General features: G+C 70.7%; 25 protein-coding genes. 12 read left to right on the forward strand and 13 right to left on the reverse strand.

The genetic code is table 11. The features are described 5' to 3' along the window. Positions 1 to 157: 157 nt before the first annotated feature. Positions 158 to 1294: an aminoglycoside phosphotransferase family protein gene (locus OG413_RS37655; protein WP_266813594.1), complete on the reverse strand. Its 1137-nt coding sequence runs from the start codon at positions 1292 to 1294 to the stop codon at positions 158 to 160. Positions 1295 to 1525: 231 nt separating this feature from the next. On the opposite strand from OG413_RS37655, the gene OG413_RS37660 reads away from it, so the two are divergent. Continuing rightward, positions 1526 to 3019 carry a hypothetical protein gene (locus OG413_RS37660; RefSeq protein WP_266813595.1) on the forward strand — a complete coding sequence of 498 codons (1494 nt, stop codon included), beginning with the start codon at positions 1526 to 1528 and terminating at the stop codon, positions 3017 to 3019. A gap of 132 nt (positions 3020 to 3151) precedes the next feature. Here OG413_RS37660 and OG413_RS37665 read toward each other — a convergent pair whose 3' ends face one another. Further along, positions 3152 to 4606 carry a PP2C family protein-serine/threonine phosphatase gene (locus OG413_RS37665; protein WP_266813597.1) on the reverse strand — a complete coding sequence of 485 codons (1455 nt, stop codon included), beginning with the start codon at positions 4604 to 4606 and terminating at the stop codon, positions 3152 to 3154. Between the two features lie 424 nt (positions 4607 to 5030). Between OG413_RS37665 and rpmG the strand changes: the two genes are divergently transcribed. Both rpmG and OG413_RS37675 read left to right on the forward strand, forming a co-directional pair. Further along, positions 5031 to 5195 (forward strand): 50S ribosomal protein L33, encoded by a 165-nt coding sequence (gene rpmG / locus OG413_RS37670; RefSeq protein WP_266813598.1) that lies wholly within the window; start codon positions 5031 to 5033, stop codon positions 5193 to 5195. Positions 5196 to 5258: 63 nt separating this feature from the next. Continuing rightward, positions 5259 to 5519 carry a type B 50S ribosomal protein L31 gene (locus OG413_RS37675; protein ID WP_266813600.1) on the forward strand — a complete coding sequence of 87 codons (261 nt, stop codon included), beginning with the start codon at positions 5259 to 5261 and terminating at the stop codon, positions 5517 to 5519. A gap of 253 nt (positions 5520 to 5772) precedes the next feature. Here the strand turns inward: OG413_RS37675 and OG413_RS37680 are convergent, their stop codons facing one another. Further along, a complete protein-coding gene (locus tag OG413_RS37680) occupies positions 5773 to 6273 on the reverse strand; it encodes a tetratricopeptide repeat protein (protein WP_266813602.1) in 501 nt (166 codons plus the stop codon). 118 nt (positions 6274 to 6391) lie between these two features. On the opposite strand from OG413_RS37680, the gene OG413_RS37685 reads away from it, so the two are divergent. Further along, positions 6392 to 7201 (forward strand): VanZ family protein, encoded by an 810-nt coding sequence (locus OG413_RS37685; RefSeq protein WP_266813604.1) that lies wholly within the window; start codon positions 6392 to 6394, stop codon positions 7199 to 7201. Here OG413_RS37685 and OG413_RS37690 read toward each other — a convergent pair. Beyond that, positions 7173 to 8906, reverse strand: a complete 1734-nt coding sequence (locus tag OG413_RS37690) for a glycoside hydrolase family 6 protein (RefSeq protein WP_323137996.1) — start codon at positions 8904 to 8906, stop codon at positions 7173 to 7175. The two genes, OG413_RS37685 and OG413_RS37690, sit on opposite strands and share 29 nt — an antisense overlap. A gap of 15 nt (positions 8907 to 8921) precedes the next feature. After that, the gene (locus OG413_RS37695) at positions 8922 to 10412 is read right to left on the reverse strand and encodes a cellulase family glycosylhydrolase (protein ID WP_266813606.1); all 1491 of its coding nucleotides are present in this window, start codon (positions 10410 to 10412) and stop codon (positions 8922 to 8924) included. Between the two features lie 440 nt (positions 10413 to 10852). Between OG413_RS37695 and OG413_RS37700 the strand changes: the two genes are divergently transcribed. From OG413_RS37700 to OG413_RS37720, 5 genes are all read left to right on the forward strand, one after another. Next, positions 10853 to 11641: a DUF4389 domain-containing protein gene (locus OG413_RS37700; protein WP_266813608.1), complete on the forward strand. Its 789-nt coding sequence runs from the start codon at positions 10853 to 10855 to the stop codon at positions 11639 to 11641. 316 nt (positions 11642 to 11957) lie between these two features. Continuing rightward, positions 11958 to 12473, forward strand: coding sequence for a lytic polysaccharide monooxygenase auxiliary activity family 9 protein (locus OG413_RS37705; RefSeq protein ID WP_266813610.1), 516 nt, complete (start codon positions 11958 to 11960; stop codon positions 12471 to 12473). Between the two features lie 248 nt (positions 12474 to 12721). Next, entirely contained in the window at positions 12722 to 13747 is a 1026-nt protein-coding gene (locus OG413_RS37710; protein ID WP_266813612.1) for an alpha/beta fold hydrolase, read from the forward strand. Positions 13748 to 13840: 93 nt separating this feature from the next. Further along, entirely contained in the window at positions 13841 to 14350 is a 510-nt protein-coding gene (locus tag OG413_RS37715) for a DinB family protein (protein ID WP_266813614.1), read from the forward strand. A gap of 133 nt (positions 14351 to 14483) precedes the next feature. Next, complete coding sequence (locus OG413_RS37720; protein ID WP_266813615.1) at positions 14484 to 14795, forward strand: hypothetical protein; 312 nt, start codon at positions 14484 to 14486, stop codon at positions 14793 to 14795. Positions 14796 to 14904: 109 nt separating this feature from the next. Here OG413_RS37720 and OG413_RS37725 read toward each other — a convergent pair whose 3' ends face one another. After that, positions 14905 to 15678: an SDR family oxidoreductase gene (locus OG413_RS37725; RefSeq protein WP_266813617.1), complete on the reverse strand. Its 774-nt coding sequence runs from the start codon at positions 15676 to 15678 to the stop codon at positions 14905 to 14907. Positions 15679 to 15874: 196 nt separating this feature from the next. Between OG413_RS37725 and lepB the strand changes: the two genes are divergently transcribed. Then, the gene (gene lepB / locus OG413_RS37730) at positions 15875 to 16654 is read left to right on the forward strand and encodes a signal peptidase I (protein ID WP_266813618.1); all 780 of its coding nucleotides are present in this window, start codon (positions 15875 to 15877) and stop codon (positions 16652 to 16654) included. Positions 16655 to 16727: 73 nt separating this feature from the next. Then, positions 16728 to 17393: a bifunctional 2-polyprenyl-6-hydroxyphenol methylase/3-demethylubiquinol 3-O-methyltransferase UbiG gene (locus OG413_RS37735; RefSeq protein WP_266813620.1), complete on the forward strand. Its 666-nt coding sequence runs from the start codon at positions 16728 to 16730 to the stop codon at positions 17391 to 17393. A 141-nt stretch (positions 17394 to 17534) separates the two neighbouring features. On the opposite strand, the gene OG413_RS37740 is transcribed toward OG413_RS37735, so the two are convergent. The 7 genes from OG413_RS37740 to OG413_RS37770 form a co-directional block, all read right to left on the reverse strand. Then, entirely contained in the window at positions 17535 to 18041 is a 507-nt protein-coding gene (locus OG413_RS37740; protein WP_266813622.1) for a DUF1877 family protein, read from the reverse strand. Positions 18042 to 18102: 61 nt separating this feature from the next. Then, entirely contained in the window at positions 18103 to 18540 is a 438-nt protein-coding gene (locus OG413_RS37745) for a protein-tyrosine phosphatase family protein (protein WP_266813624.1), read from the reverse strand. A 176-nt stretch (positions 18541 to 18716) separates the two neighbouring features. Beyond that, positions 18717 to 18989 carry an HPr family phosphocarrier protein gene (locus OG413_RS37750; protein ID WP_266813626.1) on the reverse strand — a complete coding sequence of 91 codons (273 nt, stop codon included), beginning with the start codon at positions 18987 to 18989 and terminating at the stop codon, positions 18717 to 18719. Positions 18990 to 19053: 64 nt separating this feature from the next. Then, positions 19054 to 21093: a fructose-specific PTS transporter subunit EIIC gene (locus tag OG413_RS37755; RefSeq protein ID WP_266813628.1), complete on the reverse strand. Its 2040-nt coding sequence runs from the start codon at positions 21091 to 21093 to the stop codon at positions 19054 to 19056. Between the two features lie 88 nt (positions 21094 to 21181). Next, positions 21182 to 22129, reverse strand: a complete 948-nt coding sequence (pfkB, locus tag OG413_RS37760; RefSeq protein WP_266813630.1) for a 1-phosphofructokinase — start codon at positions 22127 to 22129, stop codon at positions 21182 to 21184. After that, a complete protein-coding gene (locus OG413_RS37765) occupies positions 22126 to 22887 on the reverse strand; it encodes a DeoR/GlpR family DNA-binding transcription regulator (protein ID WP_266814269.1) in 762 nt (253 codons plus the stop codon). Before OG413_RS37765 ends, pfkB begins: the two co-directional genes overlap by 4 nt. Positions 22888 to 23102: 215 nt before the next feature. Beyond that, positions 23103 to 23351: a DUF6296 family protein gene (locus OG413_RS37770; protein ID WP_266813632.1), complete on the reverse strand. Its 249-nt coding sequence runs from the start codon at positions 23349 to 23351 to the stop codon at positions 23103 to 23105. A gap of 250 nt (positions 23352 to 23601) precedes the next feature. Between OG413_RS37770 and OG413_RS37775 the strand changes: the two genes are divergently transcribed. Beyond that, positions 23602 to 24426 carry a PepSY domain-containing protein gene (locus OG413_RS37775; RefSeq protein ID WP_266813633.1) on the forward strand — a complete coding sequence of 275 codons (825 nt, stop codon included), beginning with the start codon at positions 23602 to 23604 and terminating at the stop codon, positions 24424 to 24426. Positions 24427 to 24461: the final 35 nt, after the last annotated feature.

Genomic DNA, 24461 nt, shown 5'->3' on the forward strand with positions numbered 1-24461 from the left:
CCGTCGCCCGGCGCGGACCGGCCCCGGACCGTCCGGGCAACGAACAGCGCGCTGTGGGACCGGTGTGTCGGCACCGGTCCCACAGCGCGCTTCCCCGTCGCCACGGTCTCCTGACACGGGCCACCGTGCCACGGCCCGCTTGCCTACCTCGTCCTGTTCACCGCGTGCCGACCGCGGCCCGCACAGCCCGCCGCGCCATGGCGCAGTCGTCGTGCAGCCTGCGCAGCAGCAGCCGCTGCTCCTCGCCCGAGAAGTGCGGACCCGGTCGGTCCTGGGCGGTGCCCGCCGGTGTCATATCACGCATGGTGCGCTGCACCGCCGTCTCGTACTGACGGATCTCCCGCGTCAGTACGAGCATCAGATTCACCAGGAACGCGTCGCGTGCCGCGGGGCCCGCGGCCTGCGCCAGCTGGCTGATCTGCCGCCGTGCCACCGGCGCGTCACCGAGCACGGCCCACAGCGTCGCCAGGTCGTAGCCCGGCAGATACCAGCCCGCGTGCTCCCAGTCGACCAGCACCGGCCCGGTGGGCGACAGGAGGATGTTGGAGAGCAGCGCGTCGCCGTGGCAGAACTGCCCCATGCCCTGCCGCCCGCCCGCGACCGCCAGACCGTGCAGCAGCTTCTGCAGATCGCCCAGATCGCGGTCGGTGAACAGACCCAGCTCGTGATAGCGGGCGATCCGCGAGGCGTAGTCCAGCGGCGCGTCGAACAGCCCGGCGGGCGGCCGCCAGGCATTGACCCGGCTGATCGCACCGAGCGCGGCCCGCACATCGGCCCGGGGCGGAGCCTCGGACGGATGCCGCGTCAGAGCCGCGACCCGTCCCGGCATCCGCTCGATGACCAGCGTGCAGTTCTCCGGGTCCGCCGCGATCAGCCGGGGCACCCGAACCGGTGGGCGGTGCCGGACGAACGCGCGGTACGCCGCTATTTCGTGCCGGAACCGTTCCGTCCATGCCGGGGAGTGGTCCAGTAAGCACTTGGCCACGGCGGTCGCGCGGCCGGTGGCGCCGACGATCAGTACGGACCGGCCGCTGCGGCGCAGCACCTGGACCGGGTTGAACTCCGGGCAGATGCGCTGCACCGAGACGATGGCCATCCTTACCTGCGCGCCCTGTGGCCCGGACAGGTCGATCCTCCCGCTGAGCGGACCGGCGACCGGCCCCCCCGCCCGCCGCGGCCGGCCCAGCACCGGCACCGGTGCGCCGGAGTGCGGGGCGAGATACGGGCCGCTGCCCGGTCCCATGGGACGGAGCGGCCGGGGCGGGGCGGACACGGAGGACGATGCTGTGTACATGGGCGGGACAGATCCCTTCGCGCGCCGACAGATTGCGTGCGCCGCCCCGGCCGGCGGCCGATCGGCACCCTGGGGAGTACCTAGGGCTGCCGGGCGGGGTGGCGCTTTCCTACCTGACACCGCGCCACGGGTGGCAGACCATCTGGCGTGCCCTGGCGAACCCTGGCGAATAGTCGACCGGCATCTGACAGGGGGTTAGTGTCAAGTCAGCCGAGAACCTGGGGGCTTGACGTGACCGGAGAACCCAACACCCGCCTTTCTGACCTGTTCGGCCTGGCCGGCTGGTCCAAGGGCGAACTCGCGAGAATGGTGAACCGGCAGGCGGCGGCCATGGGCCACCCGCAGCTGGCGACCGATACCTCGCGGGTCAGGCGCTGGATCGACATGGGGGAATCCCCCCGTGATCCCGTGCCCGAAGTGCTGGCAGCCCTGTTCACCGAGCGGCTCGGCCGTGTCGTGACCATCGAGGACCTCGGGTTCGGCCGACGCGGGCGTGTGGGGAAACGGCGTGACTCCGGGACGGAACAGAATCCCGACGGATTGCCGTGGGCGCCCGAACGGACGGCAGCGGTCCTCACCGAATTCACGGGAATGGACCTCATGCTCAACCGACGCGGCTTGGTGGGGGCGGGCGCCGCGCTCGCCGCCGGATCAGCCATCACCGGCGCCATGCACGACTGGCTGCACAGCGATCCCGCTCTGGCGGGCGACGCTCCACGTTCCGACGATCCCCTGCACGCCGACCCCGCCGGTTTCGACCGGTACGAGGCCGCACCGGTCGGATCCGAGGAGATCGAGGCACTGGAGCACTCGGTCGAGGTGTTCCGCGCTTGGGACGCCGCCAGGGGCGGCGGACTCCAGCGCAAGGCGGTCGTGGGCCAACTCAACGAGGTGGGCGGGATGCTCGCCTACCGCCATCCCGACCATCTGCAGCGGCGGCTGTGGGGCGTCGCCGCCAACCTCGCCGTCCTCGCGGGCTGGATGTCCCACGACGTCGGTCTCGAACCCACGGCCCAGAAGTACTTCGTCATCGCCGCACACGCGGCCCGCGAGGGCGGCGACCGGCCACGCGCCGGTGAAGCACTCTCCCGGGCGGCCCGCCAGATGGTGCATCTGGGCCGGCCCGACGAGGCGCTGGACCTGATGAAGCTCGCCAAGTCGGGCTCCGGCGACGAGACACTGCCCCGCACCCAGGCGATGTTGCACACCATCGAGGCATGGGCGCACGCGGCCCTGGGGCGCGGACAGGCCATGCGGCGCACCCTGGGCGAGGCCGAGGAGCTCTTCGTCTCGGACAAGGGCGATGTGCCGCCCCCGAGCTGGATGCAGATGTTCGACGAGGCGGACATGCACGGCATGCAGGCGCTCGCGTTCCGCACGCTGGCCGAGCACGACCCGTCGGCCGCGACCACGGCCCAGCGCCATGCGAAGGAGGCCCTGGAACTGCGGGGCGACGGACGCCAGCGGTCCAAGCTCTTCGACTACATCTCGCTCGCCTCGGCCTGCTTCATCGCCGATGACCCGGAGCAGGCCGACCGGTACGCACGGCTCGCGCTCGTGTCGATGGGGGAGACCTCCTCGCACCGCACCTGGGACAGGCTCCGCGAGATGTACCGGCTCACCGGCCGGTTCGCGGGTTCCGCCAGGATTCAGGACCTGCGCGAGGAGATCGAGCTCGTGCTGCCGCAGCGGGCGGCGAAGAAGGCCGGGGGTACGCAGATCTGATCCGAGGCGCTGCCGGGCAGCGGCGCCCCCGTCCCCGTACAACTGCCCGTGTCCACTTGTCCAGCGTCCACCTGTCCCATGTCCACTCACCGGTTCCCCGCACCGGCGGGCGTCACATCGTCGTGCGCTCCGTCATGCCCCGATGCGGGCGATCAGCACACACGCGTCGTCCGGGCGCTCGGTCCCGCCGAACCCCTCGACGACGGTCCGTACGCAGTCCTGTGCCGTGCGGGCGTGGGCGAACCGCGGTGCGAGATCGAGCAGCGCTTCCGGGCCCGCACCCCGGTCGCCGCGACGGGTCAGCCCGTCGGTGTGCAGGACCAGCACGTCGCCGGGCAGCAGCGGCACGTCCTCCTGTTCGTAGGCGACTCCGGACGCCGCACCGAGGAGTACCCCGTCCGGCGGGGGCAGGGGGCGCCCCGTTCCGTCGCGGAAGAGCAGCGGGGCGGGGTGTCCTGCCTGCGCCCAGGAGAGAACGCCGGTCGCGGGGTCGAAACGACAGCACAGCGCACTGCCCAGTGCGGGCTGCACCGATGATGATTCGAGCAGCTGGTTGAGATGGCCCATCAGGGGTCCGGGTCCGATGCCGGCCACCGCCATGCCGCGCAGGGCGCCGAGCATCATCGCCATGGCCGAGGTGGCCGGGATGCCGTGGCCGGTCAGATCGCCGACGGTGAGCATGGTCCTGCCGTCCGGCAGCTCCATGGCGTCGTACCAGTCGCCGCCGATGAGACCGCTCGACTCCGACGGCAGGTAGTGGGCCGCGATGTCCATCGCGCCGGGGCCCTGCCGGGGGAGGCGTAACGATCCGCGCCACGGCGGCAGAACCGCCTCCCGCAGTTCGACGGCCATCCGGTGCTCGGTCCGGACGATGTGGTCCTGGCGGCGCACCGAATCACGGGTCCGGCCGACCGTCCGCTCACTGCGGCGCAGCTCGCTGACATCACGCAGGACCGCCCACATGGAGGCGGTGCAGCCGTCCGCGTCGAGGACGGGCTCACCCATCATGTGCAGGGTCCGCATCCTGCCGTCCGGCCGCAGAATACGGAATTCCCCGTCTATCGGCCGTCCGTCGACGAGGCAGTCCGTCACCATCGAGGTCAGCGACGGCTGGTCCTCGGGAAGAAGCACGGAGGGCAGTTCGTCCAGCGAAAGGGGTCCCGCCCCGGGCGGCCTGCCGAAGATGCGGTACAGCTCGTCGGACCAGCTGACCTCGTCGGTCAGCAGGTTCCATTCGGCGCTGCCGACCCTGCTCAGCAGCGAACCGGGCCGCGATTCGGGTAAGGCATCCCGGCCGGACGCGGCGGCGGAACCGGTGGCCGGCGCGGCCTCCCCGGTGCTCTGCGCGGGCACCCCCGCCCTCAGCTGTCCCAGGTGCGCGTCGAGATCGTCGAGGTGTTGGACCGCCAGTTCGCACAGGGCGCGCCGCCAGCGCAGCTGCGGGTCGTCCTCGTCGACGATCACGGCGTCCCGCCGCACGGCGTCCACATCTCCGCGCAGCCGACGGGTCCGATGGATCAACGCGTCGACGGCATCGTGCTCGGGCGGCTGTGGTGCGGGGCGCTCCGCGAACAGATGGGACGGCATCTCGTACTCCGATACAGGCGCGGCGCGGCCAGTTCTGAGGGGTGGACCGAAGACGACTGTTGCACAGGCTGCGGCAGCCCGTAAGGGATTTGGCAACACTCGATACGTTGTTGCGTCCGGCATATGCCATGGGCTGTGTGGGGCGATGGCTCGCCGAACACCCTTGCCTTTGCAGGGATGTTGACGCAAGTCGCCCGGCGTGCGCGACCACCGTGCGCGCCCGCGCACGAGGTCCCCGCGCGGTGTGCGCGAGGGAGGTCGGGGCATATGCGGTCGGCGGGACGCATGAGGCCGACGAGAAGCCTGGGGCGTGGGAGCGGTGCAGGGGAATGCGGGCGGACCCTCCCGCGTTGTGACACCAGAACGAAAACGACACCCATTCCCGCTACGGGAACGGGGTCCACGCACACGTCGGGAGGCGCCCATGGCACGCAGTGAGGTCAGGCCCGTCGTCACACTCCGTTCGACGGCCGGAACCGGCCTGAGCTATGTGACGCGCAAGAACCGCCGCAACAACCCGGACCGGCTGGAGCTGCGCAAGTTCGACCCGGTCGCGAGGCAGCACGTCCTCTTCCGCGAGGTCCGCTGACCGTCCGGGCAACGCATGTCCGTACGTACGCCACCGCTCCCGCGGTGAGGAAGGAACGCATCCATGAAGTCCCGTATCCACCCCGTCTCCCGCCCCGTGGTCTTCCGTGACCGCGCCGCCGGAGTGGCCTTCCTGACCCGTTCGACCGCTGACGCCGAGCAGCGGGTGGAGTGGGAGGACGGCAACACCTATCCCGTCATCGACGTGGAGACCTCGTCCGCGAGCCACCCGTTCTACACCGGCGCGCGCCAGGTGCTGGACACGGCGGGCCGCGTCGAGCAGTTCCGGCGCCGCTACGGCAGCGCCGCGAAGGCCGGAAACTGACGCGATCCGGGAGTTCCGTGCCCTGGATCACACGCAGGGTGTGGATGCCCGGGAACACGCCCGGATGGTTTATCGTTCATCTATAAGTGGGTGTGAGGGGGACAGTGTCCCCGGGCCTCACCTGTAGCCCATGGGGAAGATCGTTCGGCTGAAGCCCCATGGAGCCCTCCGCCGAGAGGCGACCGCCCTTCACTCCCGCGCACAGGCCGCCCCGGCCGGATTCCCCCGATCCGGCCGGGGCTTCTCCATGCGGTCACATGGTCTCGTGGAGATCCTTCGCGTAGTGCTCGATGGCGCGCCGGTAGCTCTGCACGGAGCGGTCGTCGCTGGTCGAGGCGAGCAGTTCCAGCAGAATGCGCATCGCCTCGTGATGCTCATCGGTGTTGAACAGGGCCATCGAGAGGAAGGTCCTCAGCGCACCGTCGTCGGGGAACTCCGCCACGCCCCGCCGGAGCGTCTCGACCGCCCGGCCGTATCTGCCCAGGACGCGGTAGGTGCTGCCGAGGCCGAGGAGCGCGCCGCGGCGGTCCTCGGCGGCAAGCGCAGTGTCCCGCAGGCACCGCTCGTAGTACGGCACCGCCTCGGCCTCCAGGCCCAGCACATCGTGGACCCAGGCGGTCTGGTACGCGACCTCGGCGTCGTCCGGGAATTCGGCCGTGAGAGCGAGGAGGCGTTCCCTGGCCTCCTCGGGGCGGCCGTCGGCGCGCAGTCGTACGGCCTCGGCCAGCAGGGCGTCCCTGTCACGTGAGCTCATGGGGTCATCGTCGCAGGCGGAATCCCGCCACTTTGCCCCAGGTGTGTCCCCCGACGGCCCGGGTGTGTCCCCGGACGGCCCCAGGTGTGTCCCCGGACGCCGGGGGCACCCGTCCGCCATGACTCCAGAGACGAATTGTGGTGCACGCCCAGCGGGACGGTGGCGCGTCCTGCTGCGTGCGGCCGTGCTGGTGGCCGCCTTCCTGGGACTCGTGGCCTTCTCCGTCCTCCTGGCGAAGGTGACGCTGACGCCGTCGCCCGCGTCCGAGGATCTCGTCACCTCGAATCTGCGGCCCGGGAGGTCGCTGCGGCAGTACGCCGAGGACTACACCTTCCTCGCCGCCTGCAAGCAGGCGGGCGGAAACCTGCTGCTGGGTGTGCCCTTCGGTGTGCTGCTGCCGATCGTCGTGCCCCGCCGGCTCCGGATGATCCGCATGACCTTCCTGACCATCCTGGTCGTGATCGCCGTCGAACTGGTCCAGGGTGCGCTGGTCGCCGGACGGGCCTTCGACATCGACGACGTGATCCTCAATACGGCGGGTGCGCTGCTGGGCTACCTCCTGCTCGGGCGCCGGCTCAGCCACCGCTACCACGTGTTCGCGGCGGGCGGGGGAGAGGCGGAGGCGGGGCGGACGGACAGCGGGGGACGGAAGAGGCGGATCCAGGCCAAGGGGAAGGCGGGGACGCAGGCCAAGGGGAAGCGGACGCGGGCGGACGGGAAGGCGCGGACCCAGGCCAAGGGGAAGGCGGGCGCGAGGGGGCCGGTCGGGGCGGGGGCCAGGGCCGCGAAGGCCCGCGCCGGTGTGGCGGCGCGGGCCCGGCGCGGGCGTGAGCTGATCGCCCGGATCTGCGGGCGCCGACCGGGTCCGGGCGGGGGAGCGCCGGGACCCGGCCGTCGTACTAGAGCGCGGGGTGGGCGTTCCTCATGAGCTCCTGGAACTGGGCGGAGAACCACTGTCCGGAGAGCGGGGCGTCCGGCAGCGCGCCCGACATGTTGTTGCCGTTGCGGACGTTGCCCGGGTACGTCGGGTCACACATCCGGTCGAATCCCTTGCCCTCCCCGTTCGGGATCTCCTTGCTGGAGCCGTCGGACTCACCCGGCGGCTTCATCCAGACGTATGCGTCGACCCCTGCCGCGGGCGCCGCCTGCGGCCGCTCACCGAGGCCGGCTCCGGACTGGTTGCACCAGTTGCCGAGATGGATGCGCCGGTCGTAGCGGCCGCCGTTGACGTAGGTGTCCACGCTGGTGGTCGCGCCGGGGCCGGTCGGCCGGGCCGTGCCGCCCCAGCCGTTGCGGGAGGTGTCGATCAGCATGCCGATGTTCGTGTCGAAGCCGATGGAGACGAGTTGGGTGCGGAATGCCTGGGCGAAGGACAGTTCGTCGGTATAGCGGTTCCAGTCGACCCACTTCGACTGGCGTACGGACGTTCCGTTGACGGAGTCGCCGATGGCGAAGTGCTCCTCCTTGAGCGCGCTGTAGTTGGCTGTGTTGGTGATGAAGCCGTGCACGTCGCCGACCGTGGCGCCCTCGGCGGTGGCCGCCTGCTCGAAGGTGTCGGCGGACGCGGCGAAGTTGTCGTCCCAGCCGATCCAGCCGTGGTGTCCGGCGTCGATGTAGTTGTAGACGTTGGATACGTCACCGAGCTTGTTCAGGGCGTAGCCGACGCCCTTCACGTAGTTCCCGTTGGCCTTCATCGTGTCGCAGGCCGGGGTGGCGGTCGGGCGGCTGCCGGTGTTGGTGACCAGGTTCGGCAGCGAGTCGATCTCGACCGTGGTGACGATGCGCAGCCCCGCGTACTTCGCGTCGCCCAGGATCGCCGCCATCGGGTCGATGTACTCCGCCTTGTACCGGCCCAGGTCGTTCGGCCCGAGCTCGCCGTTGGAGGCGAGCGCCGCGCAGTCCCGGCCGGGCAGGTTGTAGATGACGAGCTGGACGACGAGTTCGCCGCTGCCCTTCTGGGCCAGCGCCTCGTCCAGGTGGTCGCGCAGCCCCATTCCGCCGTTGACGCCCTCGATCGCGGCGATGCGGTCGAGCCAGACCCCCGTGGGCTCGTCGGCGATCCGGGAGCCGCCGGGCTCGGCGGACGCCTTCGCCGCCCATTCCGGGTTCACATAGACCTGGGCGCCGGCGTACGGGTTGTCGACGCGGTCGCCGGGCCCGGTGGGGTCGGTGGGATCGACCGGGCCCGTGGGGTCGGCGTTGCACGTCACGCCGTTCAGCTTGAACGTCGCGGGGACGGTGCTGTTTCCGCCGGCCGTCGCGTTGAAGCCGAAGGAGGCCGAGGCGCCGGAGGCGAGGGCGGCGTTGTACGAGACGTTCTTCGCGGTGACGGCCGTGCCGCTCTGCGAGACGGTGGCGTTCCAGCCCTGGGTGACCTGCTCGCCACCGGCGAACGTCCACTCCAACTGCCAGCCGGAGAGCGCCGCGCCGTTGTTGGTGACGTTGACGGCGCTGGTGAACCCGCCGTTCCACTGGTTCTGGATCGTGTAGTCGACGGTGCACCCGGCCGCTGCGGCGGAGGCCCCGTGGGGATCGGAGGCGGCGGCGGTGCCCGCTGCCGCGGCGACGAGTGCCGCCGCGGCGAGGATTGACGTACGTGATCGGCGCAAGGTGGTGCGGCTCGTGCGGCTCATACGAATTCCGTTTCCTCAGCTGTCGAGGGCGCGCAGATGATCACGCAGCCCGATTCCGTACGGGGTGGGGGTTCCTTCGTAGTCGCTGATCAAGGACGGGCCCGAGGAGCAGTCCCAGGTGTTCCAGGTCCATCCGAGATAGGAGAGTCCGCGGTCGTCGGACCACCGCATGACCCGGTCGGTGAAGTTGTGGGAGCAGGTGTTCTCGCCGATCTCGCCCGCGACGAGGGGGACTTCGGCGGCGACCGGCGCGAGCGTGGAGTTCCAGCAGTCCTCGTTCGCGCAGACATTGAAGTTGTAGACGTGCCAGGCGGCGGCGAGATTGCCCGCCGGGTCCAGGGGCCGGTGCCGGAGCCACTGGCCGAGGTCGTTGGAGTACGCGAGTCCGCCGGCCAGGATCAGGTTCCCGGCGCCGGTCGCCCGTACCGCGTCGACCAGATCCTGCATGCCCGCGACCTCGTACCCGATACCCGGGCAGGTGCCACCGTCCCGCCAGCAGGTCCAGGCCTGGTCGGGGGTGGGGGTGGCGCGGTCCGGATACGGCTCGTTGAACAGGTCGAACACCACGGTCGCGTCGTCCTTGAACGTCGAGGCGACCGAGGACCAGAAGTCCGGGGTGTACCGCGCGTCCGGCATCGGCTTCTGGCAGCTCGCGTGCACATCGGAGCAGCCCGCCGAGTCGCCCGTGTACTGGCCCCAGGACCAGCGCAGTTCGACCATGGGGGTCATGCCGTGGTCCCGGACCCGTTGGACCAGGTCCTTCACGGCGTTGACGTAGTGGGTGCCCGCGTACCGCGGGTCGATGTTGTCCAGGCCCAGCCAGCACTCCTCGTTCAGGGGGATACGGACGGTGTTGGCCTTCCAGTCGGCGATCGCCCGCACCGAGGCGTCGTCGACCGGGCCGTCGAAGATGCCATGGCCCTGCACGCACATGAACTCTCCGCCGGAGCGGTTGACGCCGAGCATGCGCCGGGTGGCACCGGACTCGTCGACGAGCTTGTTGCCGGTCACCTTCAGCACGGGCGGCCCGGCGGTGGGGTCGGGGGGATCGGTCGGGTCCGGGCCGGGATCCGTGTCGCAGGAGGTGCCGTTGAGCGTGAACGTGGCGGGAGGGGAGCCGGCTGCGGCGCCGGACCCCGAGACCAGGAATCCCGCGGTGACACTCGCCCCGGTGGCGAGCGTGGCGTTCCAGGTCTCGTTCGCCGCGGTGACCGCTCTGCCCGACTGCGACCACCGGGCATTCCAGCCCCGGGTCACCGTCCCGTAGCCGGGCGGAGCGAACTTCAGATCCCAACTGCCCATGGAGGGACCCAGGTTGGTGAGTGTCACCGCCCCCTGGAAGCCGCCGTCCCACTGGCTGACGGCGCTGTACTCCACCGTGCAGACAGGGGCGGATCCGGCGGCGGGGGCCACGGGTCCGACGACGATGCCGGCCGTGGTGAGCACTGCTCCGAGGAGCAGCCGGAACAGGTGCCGTACGTGCGGTAAGTGCGGGGGATGTCGCATGAGCGACTCCTTACAGTTCGGACGTGTCCCCTACGACACATCGACTGATGGAACCGCTCCCACTGGTGGGGCATGACGTTAGAGCGTCATGAGGTGTCGGTCAACACACACGTTCTGATCTGTCGCTATCGAATTTATTCGACCCTTCAACTCTCTTGACTCCCAATTTCTCCGTCTCCATGCTGGGAGCGCTCCCACTGGTTCAAGGCTTGTGCTCGACCCCGCACGCCCCCCATGTCGCCGAGCCGCGAGGAGGAACCCGCGTATGCCATCGGGAAGCGCACGAAGACCATGGACGCCCGGTCGGTGCGGTCCTCATGAGCCGCCCGGCGGGCACCCGTTCGGCCCGCGGGCGATTGCGGGACGGTCCGTGCGGACCCAGCGTGGGGTCACGTCGTACGCGCCGCTGCCGTACGGATCACCTGCCGAGGAGGAGCGCGATGGCCGACGGCCAGTGGGCCCCGGGCCGTGTCGCGGGGGACGCGGACGAATTCCAGCCCGTCGTGGACATCGTCGAACCGTCCCGGCAACGCCGCCTCACGGTGCTGCTGCGCCTGCTCCTGCTCATCCCGCACTTCATCGTGCTGTTCTTCCTCTACATCGCCGCCGTGGTCACCGTGATCGTGGGCTGGTTCGCGGCACTGGTGCTCGGGCGGCTGCCCCAGCCGGTCTTCCGCTTCCTCTCCGGATATCTCGGCTACCACGTGCGGGTCTCCGCGAGCGAGATGCTGCTGGTCGACCGCTACCCGCCGTTCGCGCTGACGCCGCCGCCGGACTACCCGGTGCGGACCGAGGTCCGGGCCACCGATCTCAACCGGCTCGCCGTGCTGTTCCGGCTGTTCCTGATGCTTCCGGCGGCGATCGTGCAGAGTCTCGCGGTGACCGGATGGTTCGTCCTGGCGTTCCTCTGGTGGCTGATCACCCTGATCCTGGGCCGGATGCCGAGGCCGCTGTTCGAAGCGACGGCGGCCACCCTGCGCTACCAGACGCGGTTCTACGCCTACGCCATGATGCTCACCCCCGCCTATCCCAAGGGCCTCTTCGGGGACGACGACCTCTCCGTACTGCGGGCCCGGACGCGTTCCGATACCCGGCCACTGGTGATGAGCGGAGCGGGCAAGGCCCTGGTGGTGCTCTTCCTGGTGCTGGGTCTCCTGGGCGGCGTCGGCTCGTCCATGACCACCACATGGTCGGACGACAACGGTGACCAGAGGATGAGTGGCCGATAGGTTCGCGCCGACGGCCGTCAACAGGCATGCTCGCCGGATGACAGGTGGTGGTGTCCCCGGAACCGGCGGTGACCCAGGCGACGGAGTGGCCGGTTTCCGCCTCCCTTCCCCTCCGATGTCCTTGACGTGTACGCGCCGATCGGTATGGTCTAGTCCAAGTGCAAGGCCTTTCCGGACAGCCGCAGACCGGGCTCCGGCAGTGGTTCTTGCTGTGCCCTTCGCGCCACTTGGCCCCACACTCGCGAGGTCTCGCCGCCCCAGCCGGGTCACCCCACGGCCCGCGACCGCGCGGCACGGCCTCCTGTGAAGGAGAAGCATGCACGCCAAAAGGAAAACCGCAGTCGCCGTCGGCGCCGTACTCGCACCGGTGCTCGCACTGAGCCTCCCCGCGAGCTCCGCCGGTGCCCACGGCTATATCTCCTCGCCGCCCAGCAGGCAGGCGCAGTGCGCCGCCGGAACCATCAGCTGCGGTGAGATCAAGTACGAGCCGCAGAGCGTGGAAGGCCCCAAGGGGCTGACCAGTTGCAGCGGCGGCAACAGCAGGTTCGCCGATCTCGACGACGACTCCAAGGGCTGGCGGGTCAGCCCCGTGAGCCGCTCCCAGTCCTTCCAGTGGACCCTCACCGCCCGGCACTCCACCAGCACCTGGCAGTACTACGCGGGCGGCCAGAAGATCGCCGAGTTCAACGACAACGGTGCCCAGCCGGGAGCGACCGTCACCCACCAGGTCAACTTCGGCAGCCACACCGGAAAGCAGAAGGTCCTCGCGGTCTGGAACATCGCGGACACCTCGAACGCCTTCTACGCCTGCATCGACGTGAACGTCAGCTAGAGGCTCCGTACGCCGCGCCCCGGCCGGGAATCCCCGCCCGGGGCGCCGCGCCGTCCGTGACCGAGAACTGCCTGGCGCCGGGCGGGCCCGGCCGCCGTCGGCGGCTCATCGGGTTTGCCGTACCGGCAAAATATCTTGTGCCTGCCGCGGCCCGGTCGAATGATCGTGGGGAGGGCGGCGAGGACGGACAATCAGCCGCCTCGCCGGTCGTCGGCGTCCCCGAGGTCCGGGACGCCCGAGGAGGAAACATGCCGCAGACCACCCCGACGCCCCAGCCGCCGACGACGGACCGAACATGGCCGTCCACCGCCGTTCCCGGCGCGGTCCACCGCCTGGTGGACGTCCCAGGCGGCCGTATCCATCTGGTCGAACAGGGCACCGGCCCCCTCGTCCTCCTCGTCCACGGATTCCCCGAGTCCTGGTACTCGTGGCGCCACCAGCTCCCGGCGATCGCCGCCGCGGGGTTCCGTGCCGTCGCCATCGACGTACGCGGCTACGGCCGCTCGTCCAAGCCCGCCGCCGTGGACGCCTACCGCATGCTCGACCTGGTGGCCGACAACGCCGGGATCGTACGCGCCCTCGGCGAGGAGACCGCCACCGTCATCGGCCACGACTGGGGCTCGTCCATCGCGGCCAACAGCGCCCTGCTCAGGCCCGACATCTTCACCGCCGTGGGCCTGCTCAGCGTTCCGTACGCACCGCGCGACGGACACCGTCCCACCGACGGCTTCGCCCGGATCGGAGGCGACGAAGAGTTCTACGTCAGCTACTTCCAGACACCCGGCCGGGCCGAGGCGGAGATCGAGGAGGACGTGCGCGGCTGGCTGGCCGGCTTCTACACGGGACTCTCCGGCGACACCCACGCACCACAGGGTCACCCGAGCCTCCACTTCGTCCCCCCGGGCGCGAAGCTCTCCGACCGGTTCGCCGAGGGACCGCTGCCCGCCTGGCTCACCGAGTCCGACCTCGACGTCTACAGCGGCGAGTTCGAACGGACCGGGCTCACCGGCGCACTCAACCGCTACCGCAACGTCGACCGGGACTGGTCGGACCTCGCCGCCTGGGACGGCGCGCCCGTGACCCGGCCCGCACTCTTCATCGGCGGCGCGCTCGACGCCTCCACCACGTGGATGGCCGACGCCATCAGCGCGTTCCCCACCACCCTGCCCGCCCTGACCGCGGCACACATCCTCGAAGGCTGCGGCCACTGGATCCAGCAGGAACGGGCCGACGACGTCAACCGCCTGCTGACCGACTGGCTGGGCGCGCTGTGACGACGGGCCGAGTACCCGGGCCCGCCCTGACAACCCGGCCCGCCCCGCCCGGGTCAGGGTGCGCCCGGCGGGCCGGCGGGTCATGGTGACCGTATGAACAGTGCAGGTTTGCTGGCCGACGCCTTCGGCCGGGTTCGGGAAGCGGTGCGTTCGGCGGCCGAAGGGCTCCCGCCCGACGATCTCAACGCCCGGCTCGACGACGGCGCGAACTCGATCGCGTGGCTGCTCTGGCATCTCGCGCGGGTCCAGGACGACCACATCGCCGATGCCGCCGGAACCGAGCAGGTCTGGCTCGCCCAGGGCTGGTCCGACCGGTTCGCCCTGCCGTTCGAGGAGCGGGCGACCGGATACGGTCACAGTGCCGAAGAGGTCGCCGCCGTGCGGGTGGACTCGGCGGAACCGCTCCTCGGGTACTACGACGCCGTGCACGAGCGGACGCTGGAATTCGTCGCCGGGCTGAACGGCCACGCACTGGACCGGATCGTGGACGAAGGCTGGTCACCCCCGGTGACCCTGGGTGTCCGGCTGGTCAGCGTCCTCGCCGATGGTCTTCAGCACGCCGGTCAGGCAGCGTTCGTCAGGGGCTCGTTGCAGCGCGTGTGACCCCCGACAGCGAGGCCGGTGACAGTCCTGGGAAGCATGCCGGACCGCACACCCGTGCGACACCGGAATTCCGGTGGCATACTCGGAAGCAGTCCCGCTGGACAGACTGTCCCTGGCCGAAAGGCGACACGTCATGAACTGGGCATCCTGGACGACCAGCGGTGTCTACGCGGGCACCGGGGGAGTCCGCACCGAAGAGGTAGGCATCCTGGCCGGCGATCTGACCGTCCACACGACCTGGTCCGACGGGCAGGCATCGGTGGCCGTGCAGTACAGCGGCTCATCGGACTGGTTCACCCTGGCGGGCAGCCCCGTGCCGTGCCTCTCCGAAGAAGAGAGCCGCGCGTTCCATCAGAGCGTGGTCGAAGCGGTACGTGCCGGAGACGGCGCCACAGTCCCGGTCGCGGGGAGCCCGCCGGAGCCGCCCCCGGCACCTGCCCCGTAGCGTCCGTTCCCGCGCCGAACGCACTTGACGAGCGTTGCGGAATGGCTCTCTCCCGTACGCCGCACTGCCGCGCGGGGCGGTACAGGATCATGACCAGAGGCGGGGCTGCTCACCGGCAAACGGTACGGGCGATCGCGGCACTCAGGAGGCGCGGCGCCAGGCGGCGCGCGACCCACATGACCCTGGTGCTTCGTCCGGGAAAGGCCCACAGCCTCCGCCGGGCGAGGGCCTTGTCCATCGAGTTCAGGACGGCATCCGGCGACAGGCCGGGGCGTGGACCCATGATGTCGGGGTTGTCGGCGCGCATGCGGTCCAGCATGGGGGTTTCCACGGGCGGCGGACAGACGCAGACCACCTGGATGTTGTGGGAGCGGCCCTCCGAGGAGAGGCTCTCCGCCAGGAAGTGCACAGCGGCCTTCGCCGCGCCGTAGCCTCCCCCTCCAGGGAGGGGCACCCATCCTCCGATGGAGCCGAAGAGGACGACCTGGCCTCCGCCGTTCTCGGCCATGACCGGCACGACCGCTTCGATCATGGTGAGCGTGCCGCCGTAGTTGACTTCCATGAGCCGCTTGAGGCCGACGATGCCGTGCTTGAGCAGTGGGCCGACGGCGGCGATGCCGGCCGCGTGCACCAGGCGGAACGGGACACCGAGGTCGTGGCGTACCCGGGTGACTGTCCCGGCCACGGCCACATGGTCGGTGATATCGCAACTGTAGGGGTGCAGAGCGGAGTTGAGGCCGCACAGGGCCTTGAGTTCTTCGCCGTCGACATCGAGGGCCGCCACCTGCCAGCCGGTCCCGGCCAGCCGCAGTGCCGCCGCCCTGCCGATGCCGCTGGCTGCCCCGGTCACGAGTGCGATCTTCGCTGTTTGTTCTGCGGTCATGCGATTCCCCTGCCTGGGTCGGGTGTTTCTGGGAGGAGTCCTCACGCAGGGCGAAGCCTCTACCGAGGTGTTGCCCACAGCCGGAGTTCCCGCGGAGAAATACCCGCCCCACAGCCTTCCGCAACACGCCATAGAGTGGCCCCCGGGCCGCTCCGGGTACGGGGCGGGCGGTGAACACGGGGCGAGGAGCGGCGTGATGGTGCTTGCGGGCGCACGGCGGAACAAGTCGAAGAAACAGCGTCCGTTCTGGGTGGAGCTCCCGCTGCTCATCGGCACGGCTCTGGTGCTGGCCCTGCTCATCAAGACCTTTCTCGTCCAGGCGTTCTCGATTCCGTCGGAGTCCATGCAGAACACCCTTCAGGAGGGCGACCGGGTCCTGGTCGACAAGCTCACCCCATGGTTCGGATCGGAACCCGAGCGCGGCGAGGTCGTCGTCTTCCACGACCCGGCCAACTGGCTCAGCGGGGTACCCGTGGACAGGCCCAACACGGTCCAGAAGGTGCTGAGTTTCGTCGGTGTGATGCCGTCGTCCGAGGAGAAGGACCTCATCAAGCGCGTGATCGGTGTCGGTGGGGACACGGTGGAGTGCGCGGGCGACGGCCCTCTGAAGGTCAATGGCACCGCTCTGGACGAGCCGTACGTGTTCCCCGGAAACACCGCGTGCAGCGACGACGACGAAGGCCGGTTCAAGGTGACCGTGCCCGCAGGCCGGATCTGGGTCATGGGCGACCACCGGCAGGCATCGGCGGATTCCCGCTACCACCAGGACGACCCCCACGGCGGAATGGTCCCGGTCGACGACGTGGTGGGCCGCGCCGTGGTGGTCGCCTGGCCGGTCACCCGCTGGGGCACCCTGCCGGTGCCGGGCGCTCTGGACCGGGCCGGTGCGATGGCTGCCGCGAATCCGGGTGCACCGGCCCTCGCCGGCGCCCTGACGCTCGTTCTGATGCGGCGTCGGCGGCGGGCGGGCAACTGAGCGCGGCACCGGGCATTTTGCCGTTACGGCAAGTAAATTCGCCGACCGGCCGGACCGGGGTCAGAGTGACGGCATGAGCCATCATCACTCGGGCGACCACACCGAGAACACGGATCACCACTTCACCCAGGAGTTCTGGGACGCCCGCTACCGCGCGCGCACCAACTGGAGCGGGAACCCCAACCCACTCCTCGTCGAGTACGTCACGGGTCTCACCCCCGGCACGGTGCTGGACGTGGGCAGTGGCGAAGGCGCCGACGCGATCTGGCTCGCATCGCGCGGCTGGCAGGTCACCGGTGCCGACCTGTCCACCGTCGCGCTGGAGCACGCGGCACGGAAGGCGGCCGACGAGGGCGAGGACATCGCGGGCCGGATCACCTGGCAACACGCCGACTTCCTCAGCTGGGACCCGGCCCCGCGGCGGTTCGACCTGGTGTCGGCGCAGTTCATGCACCTCCTGCGGCCCTCGCTCGAAGCCCTGTACCGCAGGCTGGCCGCCGCGGTGAACCCCGGCGGGACCCTGCTCGTCGTGAGCCACCACCCGGCGGACCTGGACACGTCCATGGGCCGGCCGATGGGAGTGGACACGTTCGTGACGGGGGAGGAGATGGCCGCCGTGCTCGACCCCGACGCGTGGGCATCGATCGTGACGGCGGCCCCCGAACGCATGGCGTCGGACCCCGAGGGCCGTCAGGTCGTCATCCGTGACGCCGTGCTCCGGGCCGTACGCCGCGGCTGACCCGGCAACCCGGCAGACCCGGCAGGGACGGGACAGGGCGGGGGCGACGTCACGGTCGCGTCCCGACTCCGGCGAAAGCGGAAGCGAACGCGAAAGCGGAAGCGAACGCGAAAGCGGAAGCGGGCCCCACCGCGCTCCGGCTTACTGGTCGACCGTGAAGATCGCCGCCCGGCCCGCCCGCGCGGCCTCACCGTAGAAGTCCCGCAGGTCGGGCAGATAGGCGAGCGCGTAGCCGATGTCGTCCTCACCGCCGCTCCCCCGGTACTCGGAGAAGGTGAGGGCGGCGAAGCGCTCCCTGAGCCATTCCCCGTCGAGTGGCGCCAGGGCGCGGGCGATGTCCCGGACCTCCGCCGTATCGACGTACGAAACGATGTAGTCGTCGCCCTCGTGGAGGAGCCTGCCCCCGAGGACGGCATGGGAGAGCGGGTACTCACCTCCGTCATAGGACAGGCTTCCATCGGTCAGACAGCGGTGCAGGATGTCCCAGGACTTGTCGAGCTCCATCAGCGACGACACGTCCCAGCCCTCCTCGATCGTTTCGACGATCCTCATCACCCCGGTATCGCTCGCCCCGGGTTCGCTTCCCGCTGCCAGCAGCCGTTCCGCGTCCGTGGCCTCCAGTGCGAAGAGGACCCCACGACAACCCATGTGCTTTCTCCCGCCCGACGGCACCGGCTCAGGGGAAGATCCAACCACAGGGCCGCGGGCGCTACTCGCCCTGTCCGAAGCGCCGCACATAGCGACGCTGCCACGGCGTCTCCACCGCGCGCGGGTGGTAGTGGCGGCGGATGTACGCGACCGCCTGATCCGCCGGGACACCGTCCAGAACGGCCAGGCACGCCAGGGCCGTTCCCGTCCGGCCGATGCCCCCTCCGCACGCGACCTCGACCCGTTCGTGGCCGGCCCGGCGCCACACCTCCTCAAGGAGATCACGCGCCGCCCGCCGGTCCGCGGGGAGCCGGAAGTCCGGCCAGCGCAGCCAGTCGGACTCCCACGGCGTAGGTGGCGGCCGCTCGCCCAGCAGATAGACCCCGAAGGCCGGTACCGGCCCGTCGGGAAGGGGACGGCGCAGGCCGCGGCCACGTACCGTCCGCCCGGAAGGGAGGCGCACGACGGCCTTGTCCGCAGGGTTCCAGCTCTCAGTCACGCGGCCAATCTAGCGAGGCGACGGGCTGCCCCGTACCCCAATCGTCGTACCTCATTCGGCGTACCCCATTGGCCGTCCCCATTGGCCGTCCCCCATTCGTCGAACGCCTGGAGACGGCACCGACCGAAGTCGGTGCCGTCTCCAGGGGGCTTCGCCCGTTCCGGGGGTCCGCCGGTTCAGTTCCGCGCGTCGAGGTCCCGCTCAAGAAGCCCGGCGAGCTCCTCGACCGCCGCACGGGCACCGTCGCCCTCGGCCGACAGCACGACGGGGTCACCGTGCTGCGCCGCCAGGGCGAGTACCGCGAGCATGCTGCGGGCATCGACCGGATCGCGCCCGTCCCGGGCGATGGTCACCTTGACCGGCTGACGGGTGGCGGCCTGGACGAACAGCGAGGCCGGGCGGGCGTGGAGACCGCTGCGGGAACCAACGGTCACGGTGCGCTGATGCATGGGTTCACTCCTGTTTGAGGTGCACCGGAAAGGTGAGGTGGACCGGGAAAAGGGGGCGGGGCGATCAGGCGGTGACGGTGACCTCGGACCCGTCGGCCGCCGACGGGTCGGCCGTCGTCGACCGGCGCATGCCCTTGAGCAGCACGACCAGGGCGGTCGCCACGACCGTGCCGGCCGCGATGGCCAGCAGGTAGGGGAACGGGTTGCCGATCAGCGGTACGACGAAGATGCCGCCGTGCGGAGCCCGCAGGGTGCAGTCGAAGGCCATCGACAGGGCGCCGGTCACCGCGCCGCCCGCCATCACCGACGGGATCACCCGCAGCGGGTCCGCCGCGGCGAACGGGATCGCGCCCTCGGTGATGAACGAGGCGCCCAGCACCCAGGCCGCCCTGCCGTTCTCCCGTTCCGTCTTGGTGAACAGCCTGCTCCGTACGGTGGTGGCGAGGGCCATCGCCAGCGGCGGCACCATGCCGGCCGCCATGACCGCGGCCATCACCTTGAGGCTGCCCGGCGTCGGGTCGGCGAGGCCGCCGACCGCGAAGGCGTACGCGACCTTGTTCAGCGGGCCGCCCATGTCGAAGCACATCATCAGGCCGAGGACGATGCCGAGGATGATCGCGTTGGAGCCGGACAGGCCGTTCAGCCAGTCGGTGAGGGCCTTCTGCAGCGAGGCGATCGGCTTGCCGACCACGATGAACATCAGGAATCCCACGACCGCAGAGGCGATCAACGGGATCACCAGCACCGGCATGATGCCGCGCAGGGTCGGATGGACCTTGACCCGCTGGATCGCCATCACCACCGCACCGGCCAGCAGCCCGGCGACGAGACCGCCCAGGAACCCCGCGTTGACGGTGAGCGCGATGGCTCCGCCGACGAAGCCGGGCACGAGCGCGGGGCGGTCCGCCATGCCGTACGCGATGTACCCCGCGAGGACCGGGACCAGGAAGCCGAAGGCCGCGCTGCCGATCTGGTTGAGCAGGGCCGCCCAGCTGTCGGCCTCGCCCCACACGAAGTGGTCGGCGACCGACTTGGCGCTCGCTATCTCGTAGCCGCCGATGGCGAACGAGAGGGCGATGAGAAGTCCGCCCGCCGCGACGAACGGAACCATGTAACTGACGCCCGACATCAGGTACGTCCGCAGCCGCACCCCGAAGTGGGCGTGGTCGGCGTCCGGCCGGTCCGTACCGGGCTCCACGCCGTCCGGGGTGTCCGAGGCGGCGCCGGTCTCGCCGCGCTCCGCCTTGCGGCGGGCCTCGGCGATCAGCTCGACGGGACGGTTGATGCCCGCCTTCACCCCGACGTCGACGACCGGCTTGCCGCCGAACCGGGCCTTCTCGCGCACCTCCACGTCATGGGCCCAGATCACCGCGTCGGCCGCGGCGATGACCGCGGGGTCCAGCTTCTGGAAACCGGCCGAGCCCTGTGTCTCGACGGTGAGTTCGACGCCCTCGGTCCGGGCCGCCGCCGCCAGTGCCTCGGCGGCCATGTACGTGTGCGCGATGCCGGTGGGACAGGAGGTGACGGCCACGATCCGGAACGGTGCGCGCTCGGCATCACCGGCCGGGGTGCCGGGCACGGCCGCGGCGGGAACCGGGGCGGACGGGTCGGCGGAGTCGGCCACCGCTACGTCCCCGGCAGCCTCGGTCTTCCGGGGCGCGGGCTCCTCGCCCCGGATCAGACCCGCCACCGCACCGGGATCGTCCTGGGCACGGAGCGCGGCGGTGAACTCCGGATCCATCAGCCTGCGGGCCAGACCCGACAGGATGGTGAGGTGGTCGTCGTCGGCTCCGGCCGGTGCCGCGATCAGGAAGATCAGATCCGCCGGTCCGTCGGCCGCGCCGAAGTCGATGCCCCGTTCGCTCCGCCCGAACGCCAGCGTCGGCTCGCTCACGTGCTCGCTGCGGCAGTGCGGGATGCCGATGCCGCCGTCCAGACCGGTCGGCATCTGGGCCTCCCGGGCCGCCACGTCGGCGAGAAAGCCTTCGAGGTCGGTGACGCGGTGCTCGGCGACCATTCGCTCGGCGAGCGACCTCGCGGCGGCGTCCTTCGTTCCGGCGGACAGATCGAGGTCGACCAGTGCCGCGGTGATCAGTTCACTCATCGCGGTGCTCCTTGCTCGTGGACCGCCCTGCGGGCGGCCGGGGGACGTGGGGCGGCAGGCTCATGCGCGTGATGGCGGGTGGCGCCGCTCATGGGGCGGACTCCGTCAACGCGCGGTCCAGGGGAACATCGGAGGTCGTGACGACCACCGACATGTCGATGTCGGCCGGGGTGGGCATGACGCTTCCGGGAAGCTGCACCGCCGCCGCACCGTGCGCGACGGCGGCCGCCAGCGCGGCCGGTCCCGCCCCGCCCGCGGCCAGGAAGCCCGCGAGGGACGCGTCGCCCGCGCCCACGTTGCTGCGGACCGATTCCACGCGGGCGCTGCCGAAGTACGTACCCGACGCCTCCACCAGCAGCTGTCCGTCGGCCCCCAGGCTGGCCAGTACGGACCCGGCGCCCAGCTCGCGCAGCTCCGCGGCGGCCTTGACGGCGTCCCCGACGGTCGCGAGGGGGCGGCCGACCGCTTCGGCGAGCTCCTGGGCGTTGGGCTTGATCACATCGGGGCGTTCCCGCAGGGCCGCGGTCAGCGCCGCCCCGGAGGTGTCGAGCGCGATGCGCGCACCGGCGCGATGGCTGCGCGCCACCAGCTCGGCGTACCACTCGGGCGGCAACCCGCGCGGCAGGCTGCCGCAGCACGCGATCCAGTCCGCGTCCGCCGACCGCGTCCGTACGGCCTCCAGCAGGTCCTCCGCTTCGGCCGCCGTGATGTCGGGGCCGGTCGCGTTGACCTTGGTGAGGGTGCCGTCGGGCTCGACGAGCGTGATGTTGACCCGGGTGCTCCCGGCGATCTCCACCCCGGCGGCCTCGATCCCGTGCTCGCCGAGCAGGCGGGCGAGCAGGGCGCCCTCCGGTCCGCCGAGGGGGGCGACGGCCACCGTGCGGTGCCCGGCCGCCGCGACCGCGCGGGAGACGTTGACGCCCTTGCCGCCGGGGTCGACGCGGTCCGCGGCGGCCCGTAGGACGGCGCCCCGGACGAGGCCCGGGAGCTCGTACGTGCGGTCCAGGCTCGGATTGGGAGTGACGGTGAGGATCATGCGCGTACTACCTCCGTGCCCCGGCTCTCGATGGAGCGGGCGTCCTCGGGGCTGAGGCCCGTGTCGGTGATGAGCAGGTCGACGTCGTCGAGAGCGCCGAAGCGGGCGAAGTGTTCCTGCCCGAATTTGCCCGAGTCGGCGAGCAGGACGACGCGTCGGGCGGCCCGGATCACGGCCCGTTTCACCGCGGCCTCGGCGAGGTCCGGGGTGGTGAGCCCGGCGTCGGGCGAGAACCCGTTGGTCGCCAGGAAGACCACATCGGCGTTGATCTCGGCGTACGCGCTCAGGGCCCAGGCGTCGACGGCGGCTCGCGTACGGTGCCGGACCCGGCCGCCCACGAGGTGCAGGGCGAGGCCGGGGTGGTCGGCGAGACGGGCGGCCACCGGCAGCGCGTGCGTCACCACGGTCAGGGCCGAGTCGATCGGGACGGCGGCGGCGAGCCGGGCTGTCGTGGTCCCGGCGTCGATGATCACGTTGCCCTCGGCGGGAAGCTCCCCGAGCGCGGCCTCCGCGATGCGGTCCTTCTCGTCGGCCGCCACCGCGTCGCGCTCGGCGAGGTCGGGCTCGAATCCGAGCCGTCCCACGGGAATCGCGCCGCCGTGCACCCTGCGCAGCAGTCCGGCGCGGTCCAGGGCCTTCAGATCACGCCGAACGGTCTCGGCGGTCACCTGGAACTCCTCGGCGAGGGACAGCACATCGACCCGGCCGCCCTCCTGGGCGAGACGGAGGATCTCTTGCTGCCGCTCCGGTGCGTACATGTGGTTTCGTATCCGTTTCATGCCCGAGTCTGTGGTTTCGCGATCAGATTACGTCCGGGGTGCCGGAATGTAAACACAATCGGGCGAAGAGTGGGCATGTACGGGCGGCGCCGTGGAGAGCGGGCAGCGGCGGGGCGTCTCCGTGGCCGGCCCGGCCACGGAGACGCCCCGCCGCTGCCCGCTCTCCACGGGCGTCAGTCGGTTTCGGGCTGTGCTCAGTGCGCGTGCGGGCTTTCCTGGCTCAGGGGCCGGGCCAGGAGCGGCACTCCGAGCACCTGGTGTCCACCGCTCGCCAGCATGCGTACCTCGCCGCGGTCACTGATCTCCGCGCGGACGATCCCCGTCTCGTCCTCGTAGACCGGGTACCCACCGGCCCCGGACCGGGCGGTCAGCCGCACGGTGACCACATCGTCCTCGGCGCCGAACGCCTGGAAGATCAGTTCGTAGCTCTCCGGGTATTCCATGACGGCCTCCCGACCGGGCGGCGACAGGAACCGGCGCCCGCGTTGCGTCCATTGTTTCCCACCTCCGCGAGACCCGCTCAAGGAGCGGACTCGTGGCACGGGGTGTCACGTGCTCGGGATGCCCGAGGGCGCCGGGGACGGTGGCCAACGGGCGAAGTGGCCGGTCGATCGGGTGACTCCGGCCGGTCGGGCAACATGACTGATCGCCGGGAGGGCTAGGCATGCGCGTATGAGACTTGAGCCCCGACGAATGATCCGTGTTTCCCCCCGTGCCCGAAACCTCCGTGTCGCAGGCGCCCTCTGCGTGGTCGCCGCCGCCGTGCTGGTGACCGGCTGCGGAGCGAGCGGAGACGAGACGACGGCCACGGCCACTTCCGAGGCCGCGAAGGTCGTCCCGCAGCAGACGACCTCCGCGTCGAAGAGCGCGTCCGGCAGCCCTTCGGCCACGGCACAGCTGACCAAGGACCAGAAGGAGCGCAAGAGGCTGATCGAGGCCACCAAGGTGACCTTCGACAAGGCGGCCAAGACAGCGGTCGGCGAGGTGGCCGGGAGCAAGCTGGCCGAACTCGACCTGGACGACGGGGACAGTGCCGCGAGCGCGAGCCCCAGCGGGACCAAGAGCCCGAGCGGCAGCACCCGCCCCAGTGGAAGCAAGAGCGCCAGCCCCAGTGGGGCCATGAGCTCCAGCTCCATGTCCAGCGGCAGCCCGAGCACCGGCGCCGTGAAGCCGGAATGGGTCGCGGAGGTCGTGGAGAAGGACGGCACCGCGCACACCGTTCGCATCGACGCGGTCTCCGGAGAGGTGATCGAGGCCAAGGCGGACACCGATCAGGACGCCGCCGAGAAGAAGCAGATGGCCCAGTGGATCACCGAGGCCACTCAGACGCCCGAGCAGGCGGCCAAGGTGGCCACGGACAAGAAGAAGGGAACGGTCACCTCGGTCAACCTGGACGACAACAACGGCAAGGGCGTCATGTGGGCGGTCGACGTGGTCGACGCCGACTGGATGAAGACCACCTTCGACGTGGACGCGAAGACCGACACCATCATTCGCGAGAAGACCGACAACAACTGACCCGTCGGTGACGTGACCGTATGTCGGCGGTCTGC

This window comes from Streptomyces sp. NBC_01433, assembly GCF_026340105.1.
Taxonomy (GTDB): domain Bacteria; phylum Actinomycetota; class Actinomycetes; order Streptomycetales; family Streptomycetaceae; genus Streptomyces.

Coding starts and splice junctions, on each gene's coding strand:
- OG413_RS37665 (WP_266813597.1), bottom strand. CDS start 4,606: ATGCCGTCCCATCTGTTCGCGGAGCGCCCCGCACCACAGCCGCCCGAG.
- OG413_RS37695 (WP_266813606.1), bottom strand. CDS start 10,412: ATGCGACATCCCCCGCACTTACCGCACGTACGGCACCTGTTCCGGCTG.
- OG413_RS37675 (WP_266813600.1), top strand. CDS start 5,259: ATGAAGTCCCGTATCCACCCCGTCTCCCGCCCCGTGGTCTTCCGTGAC.
- pfkB (WP_266813630.1), bottom strand. CDS start 22,129: ATGATCCTCACCGTCACTCCCAATCCGAGCCTGGACCGCACGTACGAG.
- OG413_RS37755 (WP_266813628.1), bottom strand. CDS start 21,093: ATGAGTGAACTGATCACCGCGGCACTGGTCGACCTCGATCTGTCCGCC.
- OG413_RS37700 (WP_266813608.1), top strand. CDS start 10,853: ATGGCCGACGGCCAGTGGGCCCCGGGCCGTGTCGCGGGGGACGCGGAC.
- OG413_RS37715 (WP_266813614.1), top strand. CDS start 13,841: ATGAACAGTGCAGGTTTGCTGGCCGACGCCTTCGGCCGGGTTCGGGAA.
- OG413_RS37770 (WP_266813632.1), bottom strand. CDS start 23,351: ATGGAATACCCGGAGAGCTACGAACTGATCTTCCAGGCGTTCGGCGCC.
- OG413_RS37710 (WP_266813612.1), top strand. CDS start 12,722: ATGCCGCAGACCACCCCGACGCCCCAGCCGCCGACGACGGACCGAACA.
- OG413_RS37720 (WP_266813615.1), top strand. CDS start 14,484: ATGAACTGGGCATCCTGGACGACCAGCGGTGTCTACGCGGGCACCGGG.
- lepB (WP_266813618.1), top strand. CDS start 15,875: ATGGTGCTTGCGGGCGCACGGCGGAACAAGTCGAAGAAACAGCGTCCG.
- OG413_RS37685 (WP_266813604.1), top strand. CDS start 6,392: ATGACTCCAGAGACGAATTGTGGTGCACGCCCAGCGGGACGGTGGCGC.
- OG413_RS37725 (WP_266813617.1), bottom strand. CDS start 15,678: ATGACCGCAGAACAAACAGCGAAGATCGCACTCGTGACCGGGGCAGCC.
- OG413_RS37705 (WP_266813610.1), top strand. CDS start 11,958: ATGCACGCCAAAAGGAAAACCGCAGTCGCCGTCGGCGCCGTACTCGCA.
- OG413_RS37740 (WP_266813622.1), bottom strand. CDS start 18,041: ATGGGTTGTCGTGGGGTCCTCTTCGCACTGGAGGCCACGGACGCGGAA.
- OG413_RS37765 (WP_266814269.1), bottom strand. CDS start 22,887: ATGTACGCACCGGAGCGGCAGCAAGAGATCCTCCGTCTCGCCCAGGAG.
- OG413_RS37735 (WP_266813620.1), top strand. CDS start 16,728: ATGAGCCATCATCACTCGGGCGACCACACCGAGAACACGGATCACCAC.
- OG413_RS37690 (WP_323137996.1), bottom strand. CDS start 8,906: ATGAGCCGCACGAGCCGCACCACCTTGCGCCGATCACGTACGTCAATC.
- OG413_RS37680 (WP_266813602.1), bottom strand. CDS start 6,273: ATGAGCTCACGTGACAGGGACGCCCTGCTGGCCGAGGCCGTACGACTG.
- rpmG (WP_266813598.1), top strand. CDS start 5,031: ATGGCACGCAGTGAGGTCAGGCCCGTCGTCACACTCCGTTCGACGGCC.
- OG413_RS37750 (WP_266813626.1), bottom strand. CDS start 18,989: ATGCATCAGCGCACCGTGACCGTTGGTTCCCGCAGCGGTCTCCACGCC.
- OG413_RS37775 (WP_266813633.1), top strand. CDS start 23,602: ATGATCCGTGTTTCCCCCCGTGCCCGAAACCTCCGTGTCGCAGGCGCC.
- OG413_RS37655 (WP_266813594.1), bottom strand. CDS start 1,294: ATGTACACAGCATCGTCCTCCGTGTCCGCCCCGCCCCGGCCGCTCCGT.